This is a genomic window from Catellatospora sp. TT07R-123 (genome assembly GCF_018327705.1).
Taxonomy (GTDB): domain Bacteria; phylum Actinomycetota; class Actinomycetes; order Mycobacteriales; family Micromonosporaceae; genus Catellatospora.
Genome location: NZ_BNEM01000001.1, coordinates 140,252 through 163,766, shown reverse-complemented (window position 1 = coordinate 163,766; position 23,515 = coordinate 140,252). Strand labels below are relative to the sequence as shown.

Annotated in this window: 14 protein-coding genes; 6 read left to right on the top strand and 8 right to left on the bottom strand. The window is 73.8% G+C overall.

The window, feature by feature from the left end:
* Positions 1–154: 154 nt before the first annotated feature.
* The 3 genes from Cs7R123_RS00690 to Cs7R123_RS00685 form a co-directional block, all read right to left on the bottom strand.
* Positions 155–3,016 (bottom strand): BTAD domain-containing putative transcriptional regulator, encoded by a 2,862-nt coding sequence (locus Cs7R123_RS00690; protein WP_212822587.1) that lies wholly within the window; start codon positions 3,014–3,016, stop codon positions 155–157.
* A gap of 128 nt (positions 3,017–3,144) precedes the next feature.
* Positions 3,145–3,273, bottom strand: a complete 129-nt coding sequence (locus Cs7R123_RS40620; RefSeq protein WP_280517264.1) for a hypothetical protein — start codon at positions 3,271–3,273, stop codon at positions 3,145–3,147.
* 19 nt (positions 3,274–3,292) lie between these two features.
* Positions 3,293–3,970 (bottom strand): DUF4230 domain-containing protein, encoded by a 678-nt coding sequence (locus tag Cs7R123_RS00685; protein WP_212822585.1) that lies wholly within the window; start codon positions 3,968–3,970, stop codon positions 3,293–3,295.
* Between the two features lie 216 nt (positions 3,971–4,186).
* On the opposite strand from Cs7R123_RS00685, the gene Cs7R123_RS00680 reads away from it, so the two are divergent.
* On the top strand, positions 4,187–6,442 hold the full coding sequence (locus Cs7R123_RS00680) for a helix-turn-helix domain-containing protein (RefSeq protein WP_212822583.1): 2,256 nt from the start codon (positions 4,187–4,189) through the stop codon (positions 6,440–6,442).
* Here the strand turns inward: Cs7R123_RS00680 and Cs7R123_RS00675 are convergent.
* Complete coding sequence (locus Cs7R123_RS00675) at positions 6,409–8,574, bottom strand: hypothetical protein (RefSeq protein ID WP_212822581.1); 2,166 nt, start codon at positions 8,572–8,574, stop codon at positions 6,409–6,411. The two genes, Cs7R123_RS00680 and Cs7R123_RS00675, sit on opposite strands and share 34 nt — an antisense overlap.
* 10 nt (positions 8,575–8,584) lie before the next feature.
* Positions 8,585–9,802, bottom strand: a complete 1,218-nt coding sequence (locus tag Cs7R123_RS00670; protein ID WP_212822579.1) for a CHAT domain-containing protein — start codon at positions 9,800–9,802, stop codon at positions 8,585–8,587.
* Between the two features lie 89 nt (positions 9,803–9,891).
* Here Cs7R123_RS00670 and Cs7R123_RS00665 point away from each other — a divergent pair, with 89 nt between their 5' ends.
* Together Cs7R123_RS00665 and Cs7R123_RS00660 are read left to right on the top strand one after the other, a co-directional pair.
* Positions 9,892–11,100 carry a toll/interleukin-1 receptor domain-containing protein gene (locus Cs7R123_RS00665; protein ID WP_212822577.1) on the top strand — a complete coding sequence of 403 codons (1,209 nt, stop codon included), beginning with the start codon at positions 9,892–9,894 and terminating at the stop codon, positions 11,098–11,100.
* A gap of 108 nt (positions 11,101–11,208) precedes the next feature.
* Positions 11,209–12,699: a hypothetical protein gene (locus Cs7R123_RS00660; protein ID WP_212822575.1), complete on the top strand. Its 1,491-nt coding sequence runs from the start codon at positions 11,209–11,211 to the stop codon at positions 12,697–12,699.
* 268 nt (positions 12,700–12,967) lie between these two features.
* Here Cs7R123_RS00660 and Cs7R123_RS00655 read toward each other — a convergent pair whose 3' ends face one another.
* The gene (locus Cs7R123_RS00655; protein ID WP_212822574.1) at positions 12,968–14,011 is read right to left on the bottom strand and encodes a hypothetical protein; all 1,044 of its coding nucleotides are present in this window, start codon (positions 14,009–14,011) and stop codon (positions 12,968–12,970) included.
* A gap of 120 nt (positions 14,012–14,131) precedes the next feature.
* Positions 14,132–19,582, bottom strand: coding sequence for a carboxyl transferase domain-containing protein (locus Cs7R123_RS00650; RefSeq protein ID WP_212822572.1), 5,451 nt, complete (start codon positions 19,580–19,582; stop codon positions 14,132–14,134).
* 628 nt (positions 19,583–20,210) lie between these two features.
* On the opposite strand from Cs7R123_RS00650, the gene Cs7R123_RS00645 reads away from it, so the two are divergent.
* Positions 20,211–20,816, top strand: coding sequence for an HD domain-containing protein (locus Cs7R123_RS00645; protein WP_212822570.1), 606 nt, complete (start codon positions 20,211–20,213; stop codon positions 20,814–20,816).
* Between the two features lie 142 nt (positions 20,817–20,958).
* Positions 20,959–22,617, top strand: coding sequence for a PHP domain-containing protein (locus Cs7R123_RS00640; protein ID WP_212822568.1), 1,659 nt, complete (start codon positions 20,959–20,961; stop codon positions 22,615–22,617).
* Between the two features lie 13 nt (positions 22,618–22,630).
* Here the strand turns inward: Cs7R123_RS00640 and Cs7R123_RS00635 are convergent, their stop codons facing one another.
* Positions 22,631–23,020 (bottom strand): hypothetical protein, encoded by a 390-nt coding sequence (locus Cs7R123_RS00635; protein WP_212822562.1) that lies wholly within the window; start codon positions 23,018–23,020, stop codon positions 22,631–22,633.
* A 143-nt stretch (positions 23,021–23,163) separates the two neighbouring features.
* Between Cs7R123_RS00635 and Cs7R123_RS00630 the strand changes: the two genes are divergently transcribed.
* A complete protein-coding gene (locus Cs7R123_RS00630) occupies positions 23,164–23,418 on the top strand; it encodes a hypothetical protein (protein WP_212822557.1) in 255 nt (84 codons plus the stop codon).
* Positions 23,419–23,515: the final 97 nt, after the last annotated feature.

Below are 23,515 nucleotides of genomic sequence, written 5' to 3'. Positions count from 1 at the left end.
TGCCGGTCCGGCGGCCGTGCGCAGCTCACCGGCCGTTCGGCGCCGCCGCGCGCGGTTAGCGAACCGCCTGCCGGGCGGCGGTAGCGTCCTATGTGCCGACCCGGTCAGAGGGGAGCCGCGGCGGCAGCAGCAGTTATCGGGGGTGGGAGCGGTGTCAGCCCTGTGCCGGCGCCGCTTCCAGCATCACCCGGACCTCGTCGGCGCCCGGATGGCCCAGGTCCTCCAGGATCGCCAGTGCCGCCGCGTACGCCGACCGGTCACCGGACACCGAACCCAGGTGGGTCAGCACGATCGCCTCGTAGTAGCGGTCGCCCAGCTCCCGGAAGAGCGCCAGCGCCCGCTCGAAGCACTGCCCGGCCAGGCGCGGCTCGTCCAGCTGCTGGTAGGCGAACCCGACGCTGTCCCAGGCGTGCGCCTCACCGTCGCGGTTGCCGAGCTCCTGCAGCAGATGCAGCGCCTGCTCGCAATGGGTGAACGCCTCCCGCCGCCGCCCGAGCTGCCCCAGGTACCAGCCGATCGAGTTGTGCGCGTTGGCCCGCGAAGGCTTGTCCGGGGCGATCCCCAGTGCCCGGGTGGCGTAGTCGAGCGCCTCGGGGTACCGGGACTGGTTCTCCATCAGCGCGGCCAGGTCCAGATAGGAGTTGGCCAGCCCGAATCCGTCGTCCAGCGCCGCGAACAGGTCCAGCGCCGCGGTCAGGTGCGCCTGCGCGTCGTCGTTGCGCGACATCCGGGTGTACGCCCGAGCCAGCCGCCGGTGTGCGTGCGCCTGCCCGACCCGGTCACCGGCCCCGCGCGCGGCCTCGACCGCGGCGTGCTGGGTGCGCGCCCAGTCCGACCAGTGCCCCCGCCGGTCGAAGAACGTCGTCAACGCCCCCGCCAGCGCGGCCGTGTACTCCGGGAAACCCGTGGCGGCGGTGGCGTCCACGGTCGCGACCAGCGCCGCGTGCTCCTCCTGGAACCATGTCATCGCGGCCTCGGCGCCACCGAGCTCGACCGCGACCGCGCCGGGCACCGGTGCCGGCGGCACCACCGGGGCGCGGTACGGGTTCAGCAGCATCGCGCCCGCGTCGCACGTGCGCACGTAGTGGTCGTACAGCCGCCGCCGGGCCTCGGGCTCGTCCCCGGCGAGCTCGACGGCGTAGGCGCGCAGCAGGTCGTGCAGCCCGTAGCGGCCCGGCCGCGGCTCGGTGACCAGATGCGCCCCGGCCAGGTCCGCCAGCAGCCGCCGCGCCCGCGCGACCGGCACTGCGGCCAGGCTGGCCGCCGCCACCACCCCGATGTCCGGCCCGGCGTGCAGGCCGAGCAGCCGGAACATCTCGGCCGCCGCCGGGGCGAGCAGCCGGTACGACGACGTGAAGACGGCCCGGATGTCGGTGCCGGTGAACCCGTCGAGACCGCCCGCCTCCCGCAGCTCGGTCCCCAGCGCCGCCAGGCTCAGCCCCGGCCGCAGCACCGCCTGCGCGGCGACCAGCGTCAGCGTCAGCGGCAGCCGGGCGGTCAGTCCGATCAGGTCGGCCACCGCGGCCGACTCCCGGGCGACCCGCTGCGGGCCCAGCCGCGCGGCCAGCAGCCGCCAGGCCTCGTCGTCGCTGAGCGGGTCCAGCGGCACCGGATCGGCGCCGACCCCGGCGACCAGCTCGGTGAGCTGGCGTCGGCTGGTCACCACGACCAGGCAGCCGGGCGCCCCGGGCAGCAGCGGGCGCACCTGGCCGGCGTCGAGGGCGTCGTCGAGCACGATCAGCAGCCGCCGCCCGGACACCAGCGAGCGCAGCAGCGCCGAGCGGCCGTCCACATCGTGCGGGAGCCCGTCGGCGGCGCCCAGCGACTCCAGCATGCCGCGCAGCGCGTCGGCGGGCTCCACGGGCGCGGCGCCGGGAGTGAAGCCGCGCAGGTTCACGTACAGCTGCCCGTCGGGGAACCGGTCGGCCACCCGGTACGCCCAGTGCACGGCCAGCGCCGTCTTGCCGACCCCGGCCGTGCCGGACAGCGCCACGACCCGGCTGTCCGGCAGCAGCCCGTCGAGCAGCTCCAGCAGCTCCTCGCGCCCGGCGAACCGGGGCACGTCGGCGGGCAGCTGCGCGGGGCGCACCGCGCCCGCGGCGGGCGCGGGCCCCGCGTCCAGCAGCGACAGGTGGATGCGCTGGAGCTGCTCCGACGGTTCGATCCCGAGATCCTCGGCCAGCCGCTTGGCCAGCTCGGCATAGCCGGACAGGGCGCCCGCGCGGTCACCGGCGGCGGCCTGGGCCAGCATGAGCCGCGCGTGCAGCGCCTCGTGCAGGGGCTCGTCGGCGGCCAGCGACCGCAGCCGGGCCAGCGCGTCCCGGGGGGCCTGCTCGGCGTAGCGCAGCGTCGTGTCGATGCGCTGCTGGGCCAGCCGGACCGCCGCCGGATGCCCGCGCAGCCGGTATGCCGCGCCCGCCAGCACGGGACCGCGCCACAGGTCCAGCGCCTGCTCCAGCAGGCCGTCGGCGGCCAGCCGCGCGAACCGGTGCGCGTCCACCCCGCACGTCAGCAGGTAGCCGCCGAGCACCGAACCGATCACGGTGCCGGGTGCGGTGCCCCGGCGCGGCTCGAACAGGTCCCGCAACCGGCCGACCGCCACCTGTAGCTGCGTCACGCAGGTGCGCGGCGGTTCCTCGCCCCACAGGACGTCGACGATCTGATCGCGGCCCACCGGCTCACCGGCGTGCAGCGCCAGCAGTCCCAGCAGCGTCCGCTGCACCGGCGAGCCGATCGCGACCGGCCGGCCGTCGCGCCGGACCTCCAGCGGGCCCAGGACGGCGATGTGGACTCCGGGCTGCTCGACCCGCCCGGCCGGGTGCGGTTCGGCCAGCTCGGACCCGGCGACGCCGAGCGCGGTGGCCAGCTGTCCGATCGTGGCCGCGCGGGGCCGGTCGACCCGGCCGGACTCGATGTCGCGCACGGCGCGGATGCTGAGCCCGGCCCGCTCGGCGAGCTCGGGCTGGGTGAGTCCGGCCTGCTGGCGCAGCAGGCGAACCCTCTGCCCGAGATCCACGCTGCGAGCGTACCCGAGATCGTCACCGGTCACTCGGCGCGCCTGACCGGCACTCCTTTTCGGACCTCAGGCGGGGTGCCCGGCCGCCCGGCAGAGGTTGGGCGGCCGGGCACCCCGGTCCTGGCGCGTCACGGGGTGCCGGGCGCGACGATCGCGACGCTGTGGTACTGGCCGGCCGCGATCGCGGTCACCGTCTCCCCGGTGAGCGAGCCCGGCACGTCGTGCACGCCGTTGGGGTTGTATCCCCAGCCGGCCACGGTCCCGGCGGAGGTGGGGTCAGTCGCCCGACGACTCAAAATTGATCTTGACGTTCGTGAAGCCGAGGGCGGTCATCATGTCGGTGAGCATGCGGCGGGTGTTGTCCTCCGCCACCTTCTTCAGCCCGGCCTGCTCGGCGGCCTCGGCGATCTTCCGGCTGCCCTCCTTGTAGGCCCGGTCGACCGTCTCGTTGTCCCGGCTGAAGATGTCGCGGAGGTAGGGGAGCAGATCCCGGTCCTCCTCGGCGACGTGGCTCTTCTCGTGGTCGAGCGCCGGCTCCTCCAGCTGCGGCTCGGGCAGCGTGATCGTCACGCTCCGGCGGTCGGACGACACGTCGATCGCACCCGCCGAGATCGCCTGGAAGTCGACGTAGGCGTCGACGGAGCCGACCGCCACGAACAGGACCCGCCTGCCCTTGAGCCAGCCCCAGAACCCGCCCGTCGACGTCTCCAGGTCGACCACGACCTCGAAGTTGCCCTTCGCCGCCTCGTACCGGCTGAGGTCCGTGATGGACCTGAGCACCACCGGGGCGCTGCGGTCGGTGTCCGGCTCACCGGGCTGGAAGTACAGGAAGGCGACCAGCCCTGCCGCGACCAGCACCGCCAGGCTCACGATGCCGGACAGCAGCCGGAACCGGAACCTCCGCCGAGGCGCGGGGATGCCGGTCAGAGTGTGGTTGGACGAGTGCTCGCTCACGATTCCCCTGACTTTGTCCGTTCGACCGGCGCACAGTGGCCGTCCCGCGCCGCCGTGCATCTGGAATGCTCTGTCGACATTGCCGGGCGATCCGATAGACAGGGAAGTGGTTGCATGTTTCCCACCGGCGTGAAACGGCGGCCGTCGCCTCGACCCCGGCACCGGCCCCTTGCGGGCCATCGGGTCTGAGGATCGCTCGGCCACAGGAACAGGGGTATGGACGGTCCTCCTCAGCACGGCGTCCCGGCCGAGAAGTCCGGCGGCTCCTTCGGCGCCGAACTGCGCCGGCTGCGCGCCGCCCGCGGCATGTCGCTGGCCGCGCTCGCCGCGCGGGTCCACTACAGCAAGGGACATCTCAGCAAGATCGAGACCGGGCAGGTCCGGCCCAACGAGCACCTGGCGCGCGCCTGCGACGAGGTCTTCGACGCCGCCGGCACGCTGGCGGCGCTGGTCCGCCGCCCGCGACGGCCCGGCACCGGCTGGCAGCCGGCCGTCCGGCCGGTGGACCTGCCCACCACCGCGCAGCTGTTCGTCGGCCGTGAGCAGGACACCGCGGCCCTGCGCGCATTGCTGGCGGGCACCGCGGCCGGCGCCCGCGTCGTGGTCGTCTGGGGCATGCCGGGCGTCGGGAAGACCGAACTGGTGACGCAGACCGCCAACAGCCTGCTCGACCGGTATCCCGACGGGTGCCTGTTCGTGGACCTGTACGACGGCGTCCGCACCGCCGAACCCGCCGACCCCGCCCACCGGGTCCTACGGCGCCTCGGGGTGCCCGCCGACGTCATCCCGCCCGACGACCACGAGCGCGCGGCGCTGTACCGGCAGGTCATGCGGGACCGCCGGATGCTGCTGGTGCTCGACCGGCCCGGTGACGCCGCGCAGGTCGCGAACCTGCTCCCGCCGGGGGGCGCCTGCGACGTGCTGGTCACCAGCCGGCGCCGCCTCGACGCCCTCGACGAGGCGCACCACGTCGCCCTCGGCGAGCTCAGCCCGGCGGCCGCCCGGACCCTGTTCACCCGGATCGCGCACGGCGGCGACGAGACCGCCCCGGCGCCGGACGAGATCGTCGACCGGATCACCGACCTGTGTGGACGGCTGCCGCTGAGCATCCGGATCGCCGCCGCGCGGCTGCGCGGCTCGGCGTATCTGTCCGTGCACGAACTGGCCCGCCAGCTGGAGCACGACACCGACCGACTGGCCGTCCTCGACGACGGCGAACGCAGCATCACCCGCACGTTCACCGCCGCCTGCACCGCGCTGCCGCCCGCGCAGGCGCGGCTGTTCGCGCTGCTGTCCGTCCACCCCGGCAGCGGCTTCGACCACGAGACCGCCGCGCTCGTCGGCGACGTCGACCCGGCCACGGCCGCGACGCTGCTCGACGGCCTGGTCGGCACCAGCCTGCTGCGGCAGGTGTCGGCGGGCCGCTACGCCTTCCACGACCTGGTCCGCCCGATCGCGGACATGATGCGCCGCACCGGGCTGCCCGACCACGACTCCGCCGCCGCGCTGCGGCGCCTGGTGCTCGGCTGCCTGCACCGGGCCCAGCTCGCCGACCTCGCCGTGACCCCGGCCCGCCACCGCGAGCCGCAGGTGCGGCCCGACCCGGCGCCCGGACCGCCCCGGTTCGCCGACGCGGCCGCCGCCGCAGCGTGGTTCGAGGCGGAACTGGCGACGCTGGTGCGCCTGTGCGAACTGGCCGCCGCCGGCGGGCTGGACGACGCGGCCTGGCGGCTCGCGTACGCGCTGCGCGACCACCTCTTCCGCACCTGCTCCTGGCAGGCGTGGATCCGGATCCACGAACCGGCGCTGGCGTCGGCACGCGGCTGCGGCGACCGGTGGGCCGTCGCGGTCACGCTGAACAACCTCGGGCTCGGCTATGCGATGAACGGTCAGCTGGACCGGGCCGACCAGGCGTACACCGAGGCGCTGTCGTGCTTCGACGAACTCGGCGACGGCTTCGGCACCGCCGGCACGATCGGGCACCTCGCCTGGACGGCCTACCGCCGGGGCCGGTTCCAGCAGGCGGTCGACCTGGCCCGGACCGCGATGGCGTTCTACGCCGAGCGGGGCGTGCGCCGCAACGGGGCGATCACCCTGCGGACGATGGCGCTGGCCGAGCTGGGCCTGGGGCACACCGGTGCGGCAGCCGAGCACCTGGAGCAGTGCCTGGAGCTGCTGGACGGCCTGGGACTGCACTTCGACGAGGCGATGGCGCTGAACTGCCTGGGCGAGGTCGCGCGGACCACCCGCGACACGCGGGCGGCGGCCGACGCCCACCGCCGGGCCCTGTTCCGGGCCAGGGCGGCGAGCAGCAGCTCCGAGCAGGCACGGGCGCTGCGGGGGCTGGCGTACGCGGCCGCGGCCGGGGGGCGGGCCAGGGCCGCCGTCGCGCTGCACGCCCAGGCCGACAGCCTGGACGGCGGTCCGCGCGACAGCCGTCAGCCGGGCGGCGGGTCGAAGAAGATGTCGTAGGGCAGCTGGTCGAGCGACATCCGGTCCAGCTCCCGGCGGCACGCGGCCATCCGGGCGGCCAGGTCCGGGTGGGTCTCCTCCAGGCCGGCGAGCGGGTCGCGCAGCTGCAACCGCTGCGCCCACAGCACGCCGCGGCCCAGTTCGAGCAGGCGTACGGCCAGCTCCGGGTCGCCGGCCGCGACCGCGCTGGCCGCCGCCGACCGGGCCACCGTGGGCGCGTGCCGTTCCAGCAGCACCCGCCGGTCGGCTTCGGGCAGGCCGTGCCAGGCCACCTGCCGGACCAGCCCCACCGCGGCCTCGTAGTGCGCCACCGCCCGCGCGGGGCCGTCGAGTTCGGCCACGGCGTCCGCCAGCGCCTTCGTGGCCTGGAACCGCATGTTCGCGGCTGCCGCGGGCATCCGCGCCGCCTGAGACCACGCCTGCATGGCGGCCCGCAGGTCGTCGGGATCACCGGCGTGCCGGAACAGCTGCTCCAGGTTGAAACCGTAGTTGGTGAGCAGCAGGGCCCGCTCCGGATGGTCGTGCGGGCTGGCGGCCGCCGCCGCCTGCCGCAGCTCGATCGCGGCTCGCAGGTCGGCCGGATCCCGGGCCAGGCCGAAGCGCCGGGTCAGCGCCTCGGCGTGCATGTCCAGCCGTCCCGGGCGGTCCGGGTGCCCGGCCGGTGTCAGTGCGTCGATCTGCTCGTAGACCTGGAGCGCGGCGTCGAGTTCGGCCGCGTCGCTGCTGTCGTCATAGGAGGTCAGCAGCGCCCTGCCCAGGCTGAACAGGTACGCGGCCTCGTGCGGCGAGCCCGGCGCGGAGGTGGTGACGGCCTCGCGGGCCGTGTCGACGGCCGCGGTCGCGTCGGCGCTGTGCCGCAGTGCGTCGAACCGGGCCGACAGCGCCTGGCTGATGATGTGGAGGCAGCGGGGGCGGTCCGGATGCGCGACGGGCAGGCGGTCGATGGCATTGGCGCACAGGATGACGGCGTCGTTGAGCTCGCCCAGGTGACCGAGGTGCTCGTAGCGGTGCAACAGCACGGCGCTCAGGTTCGCCAGGATCGTGGGCAGGTCCGGGCTGTCCTCCGCGGCGGCCTCCAGCGACCGGAACCCGGCGTCGACCGCGCCGTCCAGGTCGGTGCTGGCGCCCTCGCGGTTGAACCGCAGGAACAGGGCGCTGCTGAGGCTCTGCAACGCGCCCGCCCGCTGCGCGCCGTCGGCGAGGTCGACAGCGGCGGCCTGTTCGGCGGCGCTCACCGCGTCGTCCAGATCGGCCGCCAGGGCCGTCTGCTCGTACCGTGACACGAGCAGGAACGCGAGGTTGGTCAGCGCCATCACCCGGTTCTCGTCCTGCCCGGCGCCCGCGGCCACCACGCCGCGTGCCGCGGTGACGGCCCGGTCCAGGTGCGTCATGTCCCCGGTCAGCCCCCACCGCAGGAGCAGCAGCGTCACCAGGCTTCCGGTGAGCAGCGCGTGGGTCAGGCCGTCGGGCGCCGCGGCCGCCACCGCCGGCCCGAGGCAGGCCAGCGCCTCGTCGACGTCGGCCGGATCGGCCCGGACGAGGAACCGGGCGCGCAGGGCCAGGCCGAGGGAATTGCGCGCCGTCGGCAGGACGTCGTCGTCGGACAGCAGCCGGACGGCCTCACGGCCCGCCTCGACCGCCGCGTCGAGGTCGGCGCCGTCCTGGGTCCAGGCGAACCGCTCGCACAGGGCCATGCACAGGGTGCCCAGCACCGCCCCCCGGACGGCGTCCTCCGGCAGGGCGGGCAGTGCCGTCAGCGACGTGGCCACGAGTCCTTCCACGTCGCGGCGGTCGCCGCTGTGCCCGAACCGCGTCAGCAGTGCGTGGCCCAGCCGTTCGAGGCGCAGACCGAGCACGGGGTCGCCGTCGGGCGTGGCGGAGACCGCCCGCTGCCAGGCGTCGGTGGCCGCGTCCAGATCGGCCGGGTCGGACGTGTGCCGGAACCGCAGCCAGAGCAGCTCACCGAGGGTGTACAGCCGCTCGTCCTGGCCGGGTCCTCCCGCCCGCAGCGCCGCCCGCAGTGCGGCCAGCTCCTGGTCGACCGCGTCGATGTCCACGTCGGCCGGCCCGTCCACGTCGTAGATCGGGAAGGTCGGGGTCCGCGGCTCGTGAGCGCTGTCTGCGGAGGTCAACGGTGCCGTCCTACGGTCCGAGGTGTACGAACGGGAGCCAGTCGTGCAGCGACCGGCGCGGGTCGGCGCGCAGCCCGCGCAGCGCCTCGTGCAGCGCGGCCGCCGCCCCGTCGGCGTCGAAGCCGTCCGGGCGGGCCAGGCGGGCGTACACGGACTCGGTGACGTCGGCGGCGACGCTCTGGTCGACCTCCCACAGCGTCGCCAGCACGTGCCGGAACCCGGCGTAGCGCAGTGCCGCCGCCACGGTGACGACCTCGTCGGCCAGGTCCACCCCGCCGGTCGCGGACCGGCAGGCCGACAGGAAGGCCAGCTCGCCGCCGTAGCGGTCCTGGCTGATCCGGGCCACCGACAGGGTGCCGTCGTGCAGCACCAGGCCGCCGCGCGCGGGGTTGTCGAGGTCCTGGAAGCCGTGGCAGCTGAAGTGCGCCACCGCGTGCCCGGCCAGCCCCTGCCGGACCGCGTCGACGGTGGCGTCGGTGCCGTCGAGGTCGGTGAACCGGCCGGGGAAGGCCGCGCGTACGCACTCCCGCTCCCGGGCGACCTCGTCCAGCGGCACCCCGCCGACCCCGTCGGCGACCCCGACGAACAGCGCGCCGTGCGGCGCCGCGGGCGCCTGGCGGGGCTGGTCGGCCAGTGCCCGCAGCGTCGGGGTGTACGAGCTGACCACCCGGTCCAGGACGCTGTCACCCGCCTGCGTGTGGTAGCCCGCGCCGTGCAGCGGCAGCAGCGCGAGCCGGCTGGTGGGGCACCACCACACGCGCGGCCATGCCTCGCCGGGGCGGGGAGCGCCGGTGTGACCGAGCGCGGTCAGCACGGGCTCGGCGACGGTGTCCCACAGCCACCGCATCAGGTCGCTCAGGTGCCGCTGCCGCTCCTGCCGCGCCGCCTGGTATGCCTCGATCGCGGCCGCGTAGGACATCCCCGTCATCGGCGGCCGTTCGCTGATGACGCGCAGGAAGGCATCGGCGCGCTGGTAGACGGCCGCGTGCGTCAGGTCGGGCAGGGGCACGGCCTGGGTGCCGTCGGGCGTCACGATGAGGGCGTCGCGGCGCCAGCGGCCGACGTTGACCACGACGACCGGGGACCGGTCGGCGGCGACCAGCGGCGACGTCGGGGCGCTCGCGCGCCCGTCGAGGCGTTCGGCCTGCGCGACGAGGTCGTCCCACTCGCGGGCCAGGGCCATGCGCCGGTCGATCCACCGGGCGTGGCGCCGGTCCTCATCGGTCATCGGTGGCCTGCCCTCGCCGCAGCTGCCTGATCGAGCTCCGTCACAGTATGCTGGCTCGACGGTGACCGCCATCGGCTCGAAGGATCAGGGTGCGACGATACTCGGCTCATGGTCGCCAGACGCCGGTCGCCGACATGCCGCTGCTGCTGGCGGAGGCGAACAAGTCCCTGGACTTCGCTCCGATGGGCGTCGCCGTCGGCCGGGTGCTGCTGCGCGGCTGCCTGGTCCAGCCCGTCAGGTCGATGCCGGAGGGATTCGAGGGCCTGTCCGGATACCTGGTCAAGGTCCACTATGAGTTCGACTTCGCCGCGGGCGCGCCGACACCGCTGTGGGCGGAGCTGGGGCTGGACCTCGGCGCGGCGGGCGTGACGGTCAGCGACGCGATTCCGCGCACGGTCAGCCGCGCCGAGGACGCCCGCTGGTACGAGGTGACCACCCAGCTCGACTTCGTGCCCGTCCGCGACGACCCGGCCGCCGAGTCGTGGGGCAGCGGCGAGGTCGTCGCCCGGGTCACCCTGCCCGCGGTGGCGCCCCGGGTCGACTGCGGTGGCATCGGTTCGGCGGGCGTACGCTGGCGGCACACCGCGGTGCCCGGCGAGCCGCTGTGGGCGGGGTCGCGCACCGGCTGGTTCGCCCTGCTGGCGCCCTCGCCGCTGCGCCGCCTGCCGATGGTGGCGGCGGCCGGTTACGACCTCGGGCCCGGCACACCGCAGGGCCTGCGCCCGCTGGCGCTGCGCGATGCGTTCAACGTGGAGCTGCCGACCCTCGCCGGTTTCGTGCGTCAGCCCGCCCCCGCTGCCCGCCCGGTGCCCGATGCGGACGGGCCACGGGTGTTCGTCTCGTACGCGCAGGAGAGCCCCGAGCACAAGGCCGACGTGGTGCGGCTGTGCGCGCTGCTGGCCGGGGCCGGGGTCGACGTCCGGTTCGACCAGGAGGACCTGCACGTACGCCGGAACTGGAACGACTGGACCAATGTGCAGATCCAGCGGGCGGACTTCGTGCTCGTGGTGGCCTCGCCGATGTACCGGCAGGCGAGCGAGGGGGAGCTGCCGCCGGACCGGCACCGCGGCGTGCAGTCGGAGTACGTCCGCCTGGCCGAGGAGCTCTACCGCGACCGGGTGCGGTGGACCCCGAAGATCCTGCCGGTGGTGCTGCCGGGCCGCTCGGTCGACGAGATCCCGCGCACGTTCCTGCCGTACACGGCCGACCACTACCTGGTCGAGAGCCTGACTCCGGCGGGAGCGCAGGACCTGCTGACCGTGCTGCTCGCCGCACGGCGTCCGGAAAACGGGCACTGACCCCGAGTCGCGCCAAAACGCGCGATCTGCCAGACAACACGCGTTTTCCCAGCTACGGTACGGGCAGAAATGTCCATTTTGTGGTTACTGAACCCTGTGAGGCGCTCCATGCCCCTGCCCAGGCTTCGTCCGGCGCTGCTCGCCTGCGTCCTGCTCACCGGCGGATGCAGCGCGTTCGCCCTCGACTCCAGCTCCCGTCCCGACTCGCGAACGACCATGCCCGCCGAGCTGACCACGGTCGCCGCGGGCACGAGCGGCGTGGAGCTCGCGCTCCAGGCCAGCCGGTCGCTCTTCCGCCAGGCTCCGGCCGTCGTGCTCGTGGGGGAGCAGGACCAGGGGAGCATGGAGCAGGCCGGCGCGACCGCGATCGACCTCGGCGTACCCCTGCTGGTCACCGCGACCGGCGACGGCGCCGCACCCGACGTGCGCGCCGAACTCGACCGGCTCGCCCCCCGCACCCTGATCCCGGTGGGCGACGCCGCGACCGGCTGGGCCAGAGAGCACAAGGCGGGCAAGGAGGAGGTGAAGCCGCTCGCCGAGGGCAAGCCGTCCCGCCCGGCCGCGGCGGCCGCGCTGGACAAGCTGTTCGTCCTGACGGTCAACCGGGCCCAGTCGGCGGCCGCCACCGCGACCGCCAAGGCCAGCGGCGCCCACGTGCTGGAGCTGCCCGAAGCCGACCCGCGCGCCGACGACGCCGCGATCAAGGCCCTGTCCGGCCAGGCGGGCGCGCCCGTGCTCGCCCTGGGCAGCGACTTCGGCACCGCCGACCAGCTGCGCAACCGGATCGAGACCGCCGCCACCGGCACGCTGCTGCCCGGCGGCCGCCAGGTGCTGTTCCCTCACCGCCGCCTGATCGCCCTCTACGGCCACCCCGGCGACGCCGGTCTCGGCTCGCTCGGCGAGCAGCCGGTCGACCGCGCGATCGCCCGCGCCCAGAAGGTCGCCGCCCAGTACGCCTCCGTCGTCGGCGACACGGTCGTGCCCGCCTTCGAGATCATCGCCACGGTGGCCTCGGCCGACCCGGGCCCCGACGGCGACTACTCCAACGAGTCCACCGCCGCCGAGCTGCGCCCCTGGATCGACGCCGCCCGCACGGCGGGCGTCTACGTCGTGCTCGACCTGCAACCCGGCCGCACCGACTTCCTCACCCAGGCCAAGCTGTACGAGGAGCTGCTCCTGCAGCCCCACGTCGGGCTCGCCCTCGACCCGGAGTGGCGCCTCACCCCGCACCAGGTCCACATGGTGCAGATCGGCTCCGTCGCCTCCAACGAGATCAACAAGACGGCGGCCTGGCTGGCCGAGCTCACCCGCAGCCACCACCTGCCGCAGAAGATCCTGATGCTGCACCAGTTCCGCACCGACATGATCAGCGACCGGTCGGACCTGGACACCAGCTTCGACGAGCTCAGCGTCGTCATCCACGCCGACGGCTTCGGCTCGGCGGGGGAGAAGATGGCGACCTGGGAGAACGTCCACCTGGACGCGCCGTCGCGGATCTGGTGGGGCTGGAAGAACTTCTACGACGAGGACCACCCGACGTTCTCGCCGCGCCAGACCATGGAGATCGAACCGAAGCCGGTGTTCGTGTCGTACCAGTAGGACGCGTACGCAACAGCCAGGGCCCTGCCGACCGGCACCGCGACGGTGCCACGGCGGGGCCCTGCGCTGTGGCCGGATGAGCGGACGAGGGTGTCCTGCCGAACCCCGCCGTCGGTGGGTCCGGTCTATGCTGCGCCCCATGACGGACCCTGTCGCCCCGGCCGTGGGCATGCTCATCAGTATCCGGACCCGCCGCGACGTCGTGGTGACCGATCCGGACCGGTTCCTGGCCGCCGGCCGCTGACGACGCCGCGTCGAGCTAGCAGCCTCACCAGAGCGGCAGCCCGGCCCACCGCTCGTTCACCCGGTCGTAGATCGCGCGCAGCCACGGTTCCCGCACCCCGGGCAGCCGCACGAGGGTGTCGAGGAATACCGAGCGGCTGGGCCGGAACGTCCAGAACGGCATACGCGGCGGCGGGTCGTCACGGAAGGCTTGGGCGGGTATCGGCACCGGCTTGCGCTCGCGATGGAAAGCCAGATACGCCCAGACTTCCCAGGACAGCGGAGCCGCCACCGGCGCCCGGACCGGTGCCCACAGCTCGCCGGTCTGCGGATGCTGCGGCACGACGGCGATGTCGGCGGCCACCTCGGGCAGCCCCGGCCCGGCCAGGGCGAGGATCCTGGCCGTGGGGCCTGTCGGCAGCAGCGCGTCGAGCGCGCGGCGCAGCACGTCGGCGGTCGGGCCGACCGCGACCGCGACCGGGTGGCCGCCCGAGGCGGTCACCACGTGGGCGAGCGTCACCGCCAAAGACGCCTGCCACAGCGGGCTCCAATGGCCGGGCTGTTCCACCGGTGGCAGGCCCGGCTGCTGGTCGAGCAGTTCCTCCCAGGGGGTCGAGGTGCCGTCGGCGGCGTCGTGCTCGATGTCGACGGTGCCGGGGGCGAGCCATACCGCCTGCCAGAGGCCGCAGTCGTCGACTCGGGTCGCCACCGGCAGGCCGCAGCGCGCGCAGGCCAGGTTGGGGCCGCCCCGTCCGGCGGACAGGCCGCAGCAGGTGCCGTCGAGCCGGTCTGGGATGAACTCGGTGCCGCGCACGTCACCCGGCGCGACCGCGACCGCCCCGGCCGGGCCGAACGACAGCACGGCGGTCGGCGCATAGACGCCGTGGCTGGCCGCTTCGGCGGCATCGACCTCGGCCCACAGCCGCCACGGCGGCCCGGACGGCAGGGGGTCGATCGCGTAGGTCCCCGGCTCCATCAGCACGTCGAGCGGCCCGTTGCCGTACCTGGCCCGGGCATGGGCGGGCAGGACCACCCGGCGCACCGGCACGGTCAGCGCGGCACCGCAGCCCGCGCACGTGAACACCGCCATCACGACCTCCCCCGAGGCCCATCACTATGGCGCAGCACGGCAAGCCGCCGCATCGGGGTTTCGCGGGAGAACGGCGGCGGGGCGGAGGCTGTCGCCCCCGCCCCGCCGATCTCAATCGTGCTACGCCTTGTCGAGGCCGAGCTCGATCGCCGCGATGATCTGCGGACGCAGCTCCTCGGGCCGGACGATGGCGTCCACCGAGCCGACCTGGACCGCGCGCTGGATGCTGTGCACGCCGTCGAACTCGGCGGCGACCTCGCTCAGCTTCTCCGCCCGGACCGAGGCCCGCATGTCGAGCAGCTGTGCCAGCAGCGCCGCCCGCTCGCCGCCGGAGGCGGCCGCGATGCGCGTCTGCAGGTCGGTCACCCGCGGGTCCTTGGCGGTACGCGCGTCGACGTCACCGGAGAACACGACCGCCGCGGCGGGCGCGCCGCCGATGACCGACGCGAACGAGCCGTCGACCGCCAGCACCGTCATGTTCGGGTTGAGCGCCTTGGAGAACACCACGAACGCGCCGCCGTGGTATCGCGAGATCACGCAGAACACGATCGGGCCCTGGAAGTTGACGATCGCCCGGCCGATCTCCGCGCCGTACTCCAGCTGGAGCTTGCGCATCGACTCGGGGGAGCCGTCGAACCCGGACAGGTTCGCCAGCACCACCAGCGGCCGGTTGCCGCTGGCCGCGTTGATCGCCCGCGCTGCCTTGCGCGACGACTGCGGGAACAGCGTGCCCGCGGTGTACGTGTCGGGGCCGTCGGTGGGCGGGAAGCCGCGCCGCGGCACCGACCGGGACTCGATGCCCAGCAGGCACACCGGGATGCCGCCCAGGTGCACGTCCTGCACGACGGCGGTCTCGGCGTCGGCCATGCCCGCCCAGCGCTCCAGGATCAGGTGGTCCTGGTCGGCCAGCGCGCGCATCACCGTACGGATGTCGAACGCCTTCTTACGGTCGGGGTTGCGCTCCTTGGAGAAGATCTCCCCGACGGTGGTGAAGTCGCTGTCGGGCCAGGTGTGCGGGAATCCGCTGATGTCGCGGTCGGCCGGGTCGGAGGTGGCCGCCCGGCGCGGCCGGGACTCGCCCGCCGCGATGTACGTGTGGTCGTAGTGCGCCATCAGCACGTCGCGGGCCGCCAGCAGGTCCGGCGCCCAGTACTGGGCCTGGCCGTTGGGGCCCATGACCCGGTCGTAGCCGCCGATGCCGAAGTTGTCCTCGGCCGACACGCCGCCGGAGAAGTCCAGCGACTGCTTGCCGGTCAGCACCATCGCCGAGTCCGGGGTCATCACCAGGATGCCCTTGGTGTGCATCAGCATCGTGGCCTCGGCGTTCCAGTACGGCTGGGCGCCGACGGTGATACCCGCGACCACGATGTTGATCTCGCCACCGGCCTGGGTGAACTCGACGATGCGCTTCAGCGCCGCGGCCACCCAGTCCATGTTCTCGGTGCCGGAGTCCATGGAGATCCGGGCACCCGCCGACAGGGCGAACCAGTCGACCGGCACCTGCATCCGCTCCGCCAGGTCCAGCGCGGCGATGACCCGGGCGCACTCGGCCTCGGCCAGCGCGCCCAGCGCCTTGGTCGGGTCGCCGAGCAGCACCACCCGGGTGACGCCCTCGGGGTGGCGCTCGGTCGGCGTGCTGACCACCCCGGCGACGATGCCCGCCTTGTTGCGCCCGCGCGGCCGGTCCACCGGGGCGAGCTCGCCCTCGTCGTCCAGGTCGTGCTCGGTGAACGTGCCGTTCGTGCCGGCCAGCATGCCGGTCAGCTCGTACGGGTACGTCGTGCCGCGCCGCCGGGCCGACAGCACCTTCTGCCGGTAGTCGTCGATCGGCTCGATCGGCTCGGTCGTCGGCTGGGTCACCGACAGCCGCATGCCCGCGTCGAACGACACCTCGACCGCGATGTCGGTCAGCTCGCCGGTCGCCGCGTCGCGCTGGCGGCCCAGGAACAGCACCTGCTCCAGCCCCGCCCCGGCCGTCAGCGGCAGCATCCGGCCGATGACGGTGCGCATGTCGTCCACGGACAGCTCGCTCTGCGGCCAGACGTACAGCGTGATGCGGTTGGTGTCGAGGCGCTTCTTGGCCGGCCGCTGCGCCTGGACCTTGCGGATCGCGTCCAGCGACGCGTCCAGCGCGCCCTCCAGCGCGGGCAGGGACAGGATCCGCCCCTCGCTGTCGCGCAGCGGGGTCAGGTCGCGGACCTGCGCCATCGCGACCAGCCGCTCGTCGGCCGGGTTGCCCGGCGCGACGCACCGCAGGACGTAGACCTCCTCGTCGGCCGACGGCAGGCGGGTCAGGTCGAACCGGCTCAGGCGCGGCAGTTGCAGCCGGTCGGCGATCAGCGGGTGCAGGCCGCGGATGACCCGGTCCTCGCCCTGGCCGGGGCGGAAGGTGAAGTGGTGGTGCATCGCGGTGCCGGTGCGTCCTGCCACCGTGACCGTCAGCCGGCGCAGCCCCTCGGGCAGCCCGGCCTGGTCGAGGACCTCCTGCAGGGTGGCGGCCATGGCGTCGGGGTCGGGCTGGTCGGCCCAGGTGAGGTACACGTCGGCGACGGTGTCCGGGCCGGTCAGCCCGGCGACCTTGGCCAGCGCCGAGGGCAGCTCGGTGACGTCCGCGGCCGTGGCGACCAGCTGGAACCGGTCGTCGCCGGTGTCGTACCCGGCGGTGAAGAAGGCGTGGCCGGACACGTCGACGCAGCGCGCGTCGCTGGCGCCGCGGTTGCCGTAGTAGCGGCGGCTGAGCACCTCCAGCATCGGCCCCTGGTCGGCGCCCGGCTTGCCGATGCGCTGGCCCAGCAGTCGCACCAGCGGCTCGGGCGAGGCGACCATCCGGGCGATCCGGTCGGCCCGGTCGGCGGCGTCGGGGTTGGCGTCCAGGTGGCGCAGGTGCGCGCGGACCTCGGTGTACACCTCGGCGCGCTTGCGCCGCAGCATCGGCTGGGCCGCCCAGCGGAACACGAGGCTGCGGGCGAGGTCGCCCACCACCGGGAAGCGGACCTGGGTGGCCGCGACCAGGTGCTCCAGCGCCTGGCCGACCTGCTCGCGCAGTTCGTCGGCGGGCAGCGGCTCGGTCAGCCACTGCTGGAGCAGCGCCACGATCACCGCGACGTCGGCCGAGGACCGCTGCTGGGCCAGGAAGATGCGGAACACGGCCTCTTCCAGCGCGGGCGTACGGTCGAAGCCGTCGACGCCGTAGTGCGCCAGCACCCGTGCCAGGCGCTGCCGGAACGTGTCGGGCAGCCCCGCCCGGTCCACGTCCAGGCTCTGCAGGTACGTGTGGAAGTACTCGCGCGGGCTGTGCACCCGGGTGTCGGCCTTGGACTCCTCGCCGGCCGGCCGGTTGCGGGTCAGCTCGGACAGGTCGGCGAAGACCTGCAGCAGCCCGACCTCGGCCTCGATCGGGCGGCGGCCCGACTCCGCCCGCGCGGCCTGGTACGCCGACAGCGTCCGGCGCTCGTCGCGCGGGTCGACGTCGTAGCCCAGCAGCAGGCTGCGCAGGTCGGCGATGCCGTGCGCGACCCGGGCCTGCACCGACAGGCCGGACGGCTCCGACGGCAGCTCCAGGTCGACGGCCTCGGTCTCGACGGCCTCGGTCTCGTCCTGGTCGCCGACCGGCTCCAGCCGCAGCAGCGGCGCGCCGGTCTCGACCTGGCTGCCGACCATGACCAGGCACTCGCGGATGCGGGACTTGACCGGTGCGCGCAGCACCGTCTCCATCTTCATGCTCTCCAGGACGAGCACGGGCGCGCCCGCCTCGACCTCGTCGCCCACCTCGACCGGGGTCGCGACGACCAGCGCCGGGGCGGGGGAGCGCACCACGCCGCCCTCGTCGCGGCTGACGCGGTGGGTGACCCCGTCGACCTCGACCAGGTGGATGGGGCCGTGCGTGTCGGTGACCAGCCGGAACCGGCGGCCGTTGACCATGATCCGGCCGGTGTGCTCGTCGTAGCGGTCCAGCTCGACGTCGACCGTGGCGGCCTCGCCGATGCCGACGCGGAACCGGCGCGGCCCGATCTGCGCGACGGAGACGCGGTAGCCCACGCCGCGCAGCTTCAGGTCGATCGGGCGGCCGCTCTTGTGCTGCACCTGCGGGCGGCCGCCGTGCGCGGTGGACAGCAGCCGCTGCCGCTCGACCTGCGCCTCGTCCTCGTACGCCTCGATCGCGGCGGCGGCCAGCGCGACGCCGGAGTTCTTCGTGGAGACCAGGCGCCCCTCGCCCCGGACCCGGTCGATCCAGCCGGTGTCGGCGCTGCCGTCGATGACCTCGGGCTGGTCGAGCAGGTCGAGCAGGAAGCTCTTGTTGGTGGCGCCGCCCTCGATGATCACGGTGGTCTCGCCGACGGCCCGGCGCAGGCGGCCCAGCGCCTCCTCGCGGGTGCGGCCGAACGCGATGATCTTGGCGATCATGGAGTCGAAGTCGGCCGGGATCAGGTCGCCCTCGCTGACGCCGGTGTCCACCCGGACACCGGGGCCGCTGGGCAGCTCCAGCCGCACGATCCGGCCCGGCGAGGGCGCGAAGTCGCGGTCGGGGTCCTCGGCGTTGAGCCGCGCCTCGACGGCGTGGCCCACCTCGACCGGGATCAGGTCGCCCAGCCGGCCGCCGGAGGCGACGTGGATCTGGGCCTTGACCAGGTCGAAGTCGGTGGTCGCCTCGGTGATCGGGTGCTCGACCTGGAGACGGGTGTTGACCTCCAGGAACGCGAACAGCTTGTCGCCCGGGTGGTACAGGAACTCCACCGTGCCCGCGCCGCGGTAGTCCACGGCCAGCGCGAGCCGCTCGGCCGCGGCCTTCAGCTCGGCGGCCTGCTCGGGGGCGAGCACCGGCGAGGCGGACTCCTCGATCACCTTCTGGTTGCGCCGCTGCACCGAGCAGTCGCGCACGCCCAGCGCCCAGGCGGTGCCCTGGCCGTCGGCGATGACCTGCACCTCGACGTGGCGGGCGCCGGTGACCAGGCGCTCCAGGAACACGATGCCGCTGCCGAAGGCCCGCTCGGCCTCCAGGCTGGTGCGCTCGTAGGCGTCGGTCAGGTCCTCGTCGTTGCGTACGACGCGGATGCCGCGGCCGCCGCCGCCCGCGGTCGCCTTGAGCATCAACGGGTAGCCGACCTCGGCGGCGGAGCGCTTGGCCGCCTCCAGGGTCTCGACCGCGCCGCGGCTCCACGGCGCCACCGGGACGCCGACCTCCTCGGCGATCAGCTTCGAGCCGATCTTGTCGCCCAGGCGGCGCATCGCCTCTGGGCTGGGGCCGATGAAGGTCACGCCGCTCTTCTCGCAGAGCTCGGCGAAGGCCGGGTCCTCGGCGACGAAGCCCCAGCCGACCCAGGCGGCGTCGGCGCGCGTGGCGATCAGGGCGCGCTCCAGGACACCGTGGTCCAGGTACGGCCGCGCCGACGCGGGACCGAGGCAGTAGCTGTCGTCCGCCTCGCGGACGAAGGTCGCGGTGCGTTCCGCTTCGGTGTAGAGCGCGATGGTCTCGATCGGCGAGGCCCCGGTCTCAGCGTTGATCTCGCGGACAGCATGGATCAGCCGCATCGCGGCCTCTCCGCGGTTGACGATGGCGATACGACTGAACACCGGGCTAGCCTCCCAAAGAACCGAACGGGGACCCCCATCGTGGGCGAGGTCCCCGTCTACCACCTTTGCATCTGACGCTCCGTGAGAAACCGTGGCCTTCGCCAGTAGTCCACAGGAAATTTTGTGGGAACCCACCAATGCTGGTTGGCGGGTGGTGCGACATACATCCCCAATATGGGACAAACTTAGAGATCACTTTCGCGAAAATGCTCTGTTCGCCGCGCCTCCCACGCGAAGTGGTGCTTCTGAAAGAAGGCGCCCCACCCGGCCCACCCCCCACCTAACCCCGCCCAGACCCCGTTGATCATGAACTTATGGAGGGGTTCGACGGCGTGTCGCCACCTTGGCGCCGTGATCGACTCGGGTGTGATCGCTGTTGCCGGTCAAAGCGCGGGCCTGAGGCGCGGAGTCTGACCGAAGGCGGCGATCACGGCCGGTCGATCACGGCCGATGGTCGGGAGTGGCTGCTGCGGCTTCGGCGTGAGCGGGTCGCGGGCGGCCGTAGATAGATGCTGGCCTATTGCGGCGAGTCCGCCAAGATCACATTCTTTGTGATAGGCCGGCGTCTATCAAAATTGGGGCGGTCGGGCGCATCCGATCCCCCCGGGAGTCTAGGTAAGGTCGGCCGGTGATTCCCGATGACCGGCAGATCCGGGCACTGCACGAGCAGTACGCTCCCACCCCGGCGGCGTTCGAACTCGTCTACACCCACTGTCGGATCGTCTCCGCAGTGGCCGAGCAACTGCTGGACAGGGTCCGCCGCGCTGCCGCCGTCGACATTGACGCCGACCTGATCCGGGCCGGCTGCCTGCTGCACGACATCGGGGTCTACCGGCTGTACGACGACGCGGGCAACCTCGACCACCGCGGTTACATCCGCCACGGCGTGCTCGGGCACGACCTGCTGCGCGAGGCGGGGCTGCCCGAGGCGCTGGCGAGGTTCTGCTCCCGGCACACCGGGGTCGGGCTCAGCCGCGACGACGTCCAGCGGCAGGGCCTGCCGCTGCCGCCCGGCGACTACCAGGCCGAGACCGCTGAGGAGCAGCTGGTGATGTACGCCGACAAGTTCCACAGCAAGACCAGCCCGCCGGTGTTCCTCACCGCCGCCGCCTATGCCGACAGCGTCCGCCGGTTCGGCCAGGACAAGGCCGACCGGTTCGCCGCGATGGTCCGGCACTACGGCGAGCCGGACCTGTCCGAACTGTCCCGCCGGTTCGGCCACGCGCTGGTGTGAGCGCCGCCCGGTCCGGGCCGCAGCGCTCACGGCGGGCGGTGTGAGCAGGTAGACGGCGGGTGCGCGGCGTGGCGGTTCGGCGCGGGCCGTATTTCGTACTACTGGTTCTTGTGGGGCGAAATACGGCAGAACGGGCTGATCGATGCGAGACCACGAGCACGAGCACGAGCACGGCCACGATCACGATCACGGGCATGGCCACGGGCACGCGCCAGCAGGTGATCCGCCGAGCGGCGCCGAGGACGGCGAGCAGCACCAGCTGAGCCGCCGCAGGCTGCTCCGGGCCGCCGGTCTGCTCGGCACGACCGCGGCTGCCGCCGGTGCCGCGCAGGTGCTGCCCGTGTCGGGGGCCAGGGCCGCCCCGGCGACCGGGCGGCGGCTGCGCTGGCTGGCCGGGGACCACCACGTGCACACGAAGTACAGCTTCGACGGCCGGTACCGGGTCGACCAGCAGGTCGACGCGGCGCTCGCGCACGGACTGGACTGGCTGGTCATCACCGACCACGGCGGGCGGCAGCACCAGCGCACCGGCCTGAAACGAGGCCTGGCCGACCTGCGCCGCTGCCGCGACGACCACCCTGACCTGCTGCTGTTCCAGGGTGTGGAGTGGAACGTCCCGGCCGGGCAGCACGCCACCGTGTTCGTGGCCCCCGGCGACGGCGAGTTCGAGGTCCTGTCGCAGTTCGAGTCCATGTACGACGCGCGGGTCAACGACCTGCGGGCCGTCGACACCGCCAACCGCGAGCAGGCGCTGCGGGCGGTGCAGTGGCTGGGCCGGCAGGCCGCCGACGGGCGCACCCCGATGGCGCTGTCGATCGTGAACCACCCCGGCGAGGCGGGGGCCTACCCGCCGTCCACGCTGCGCAAGCTGCGCGACGCCGACCCGGGCGTGCTGATCGGCATGGAGGGCGCCCCGGGCCACCAGGCCGCCGGGATCCCCGAGTCTCGCGGCGGCGCCGGGCGCGGGCGCGGAGCCTACGACGGCGAGCCGTGGGGCGGCTCGTTCCGCGACTACCCGAAGCAGGCGTACCGCACGTTCGGCGGGTTCGACTGGATGACCGCGACCGTCGGCGGGGTGTGGGACGCGATGCTCGCCGAGGGGCTGCCGTTCTGGATCGTGGCCGGTTCCGACTCCCACGCCGTCTTCGGGCAGAGCTGGCGCAGGGGCGAGCCGACCGCCGACGAGCCGTTCCCCGACCCGGTGATGGGCAAGCGGGCCGGGGACGGGCAGGGCGACTTCTGGCCGGGCCAGTTCGCCCGCACCCACGTCGGCGCGGCCTCGGCCGACTACGTCGAGCTGATGCGGGGGCTGCGCGCGGGCCGGATCTGGGTCGACCACGGGCAGCTCGTCGACACCGTGGACGTCAGCGTGGGCGGCGACCGCGGCGCCCACCGCGGCGGCCTCGGCGAGGTCGTCACCGTCCGGCGCGGCGAGACGGTCGAGGCGACGGTCACCATCGACCTGCGGCGCGAGCGCAACCACCACGGCGACCAGCCGCGGCTGCGCCGCGTCGACATCATCGCGGGGCCGGTCACCGGGCAGCCCGGCGACCGCGATGCGATGGCGGCGCCGGACACGGCGGTCGCCGGGTCGTACGAGATCAGCCAGCGCACCGGCACGGTCACCGTGACCCACGACTTCCGCGCCGTGGACAGCTCCTTCTACCTGCGCGTACGCGGCACCAACGGCGAGCACCACGCCTCCGGCTCGATCGAGCCGCGGCAGGACCCGAAGGGCGACGCCGACCCGTGGGACGACCTGTGGTTCTACACCAACCCGGTGTTCGTGCAGGTCGACTGACGGACGCCCGGCCTCACCAGTCCCGTCCGGCGGTCAGCGCCTCCCGGTCGTCGGTGCGCTCGTACAGCCCCTGCACGTCGACCCCGGCGGCGATCGCCGCCGCCTCGATGTATTCGCACAGCTCCTCGCGTTCGTCGGTCTCGATGCGGCCGTGCTCGTCGTCGATGCCGTTGAGCCGCCGCACCAGCGTCGCCGCCGTGGCCAGCACCTCGTCATCGGACGGATCGGCCAGCCGGGCGAGGTCCGCGTCGTATACCGCCAGCGCGGCGTCGACGGCGTCGCTGAAGCTCAGCGGCCACAGTCGCTCGGCGTAGGCGTCGTCGGGGGCCAGGGTGCCCGCGGCCAGCGCCTGCTGCTGTTCCAGCACCTCCTGGCGCCACCGCTGCGAAGGACGTTCGATCATGCCCGGGAGAGTATGGGCGGCCTCTGACATTCCGTGGGCGGAACCCTGTCGCGAAGGCGACCTGACGTATTACGAGGCAGGGCGGGCGCATCTGTGTGTCGTCCGGTTCGCAGGGAGCCGGACGGCAGATGGAGGTAGCAGCCATGTCCCTCACTTTCGCGGCCAACGTCACGGGCAACACCCGGGGTTTCATCCAGCAGTTCCTGGAGGAGAGCACCGACCGGGACACGGACGTCTACAGCGCGGCGGTGTCCACGACGGACGGCACGTACGCCCACGTCACCGCGGGGTGGCACGGCACGGGCAACGACCGCCACTTCACCGCGCAGGTGTTCGTCAACCGCGCCCAGGTGCACACCGCCCACGTCTACGAGACCGGCCAGGTCACGGCGATGTGAGCCGCGCCGGGCGGGTGCGCCGCCCGGCGGGACGGCCGGGCCGGCGCACCCGCCCGGCCGTACTCCTGTTGCTGGGCAATTGCCCGGATCCCGGCCA

What these genes read in the sequence shown, in the direction of transcription:
- Cs7R123_RS00680 (WP_212822583.1), top strand. Translation starts at nt 4,187, where the DNA reads ATGGACGGTCCTCCTCAGCACGGCGTCCCGGCCGAGAAGTCCGGCGGC.
- Cs7R123_RS00670 (WP_212822579.1), bottom strand. Translation starts at nt 9,802, where the DNA reads ATGACCGATGAGGACCGGCGCCACGCCCGGTGGATCGACCGGCGCATG.
- Cs7R123_RS00660 (WP_212822575.1), top strand. Translation starts at nt 11,209, where the DNA reads ATGCCCCTGCCCAGGCTTCGTCCGGCGCTGCTCGCCTGCGTCCTGCTC.
- Cs7R123_RS00630 (WP_212822557.1), top strand. Translation starts at nt 23,164, where the DNA reads ATGTCCCTCACTTTCGCGGCCAACGTCACGGGCAACACCCGGGGTTTC.
- Cs7R123_RS00635 (WP_212822562.1), bottom strand. Translation starts at nt 23,020, where the DNA reads ATGATCGAACGTCCTTCGCAGCGGTGGCGCCAGGAGGTGCTGGAACAG.
- Cs7R123_RS00655 (WP_212822574.1), bottom strand. Translation starts at nt 14,011, where the DNA reads ATGGCGGTGTTCACGTGCGCGGGCTGCGGTGCCGCGCTGACCGTGCCG.
- Cs7R123_RS00640 (WP_212822568.1), top strand. Translation starts at nt 20,959, where the DNA reads ATGCGAGACCACGAGCACGAGCACGAGCACGGCCACGATCACGATCAC.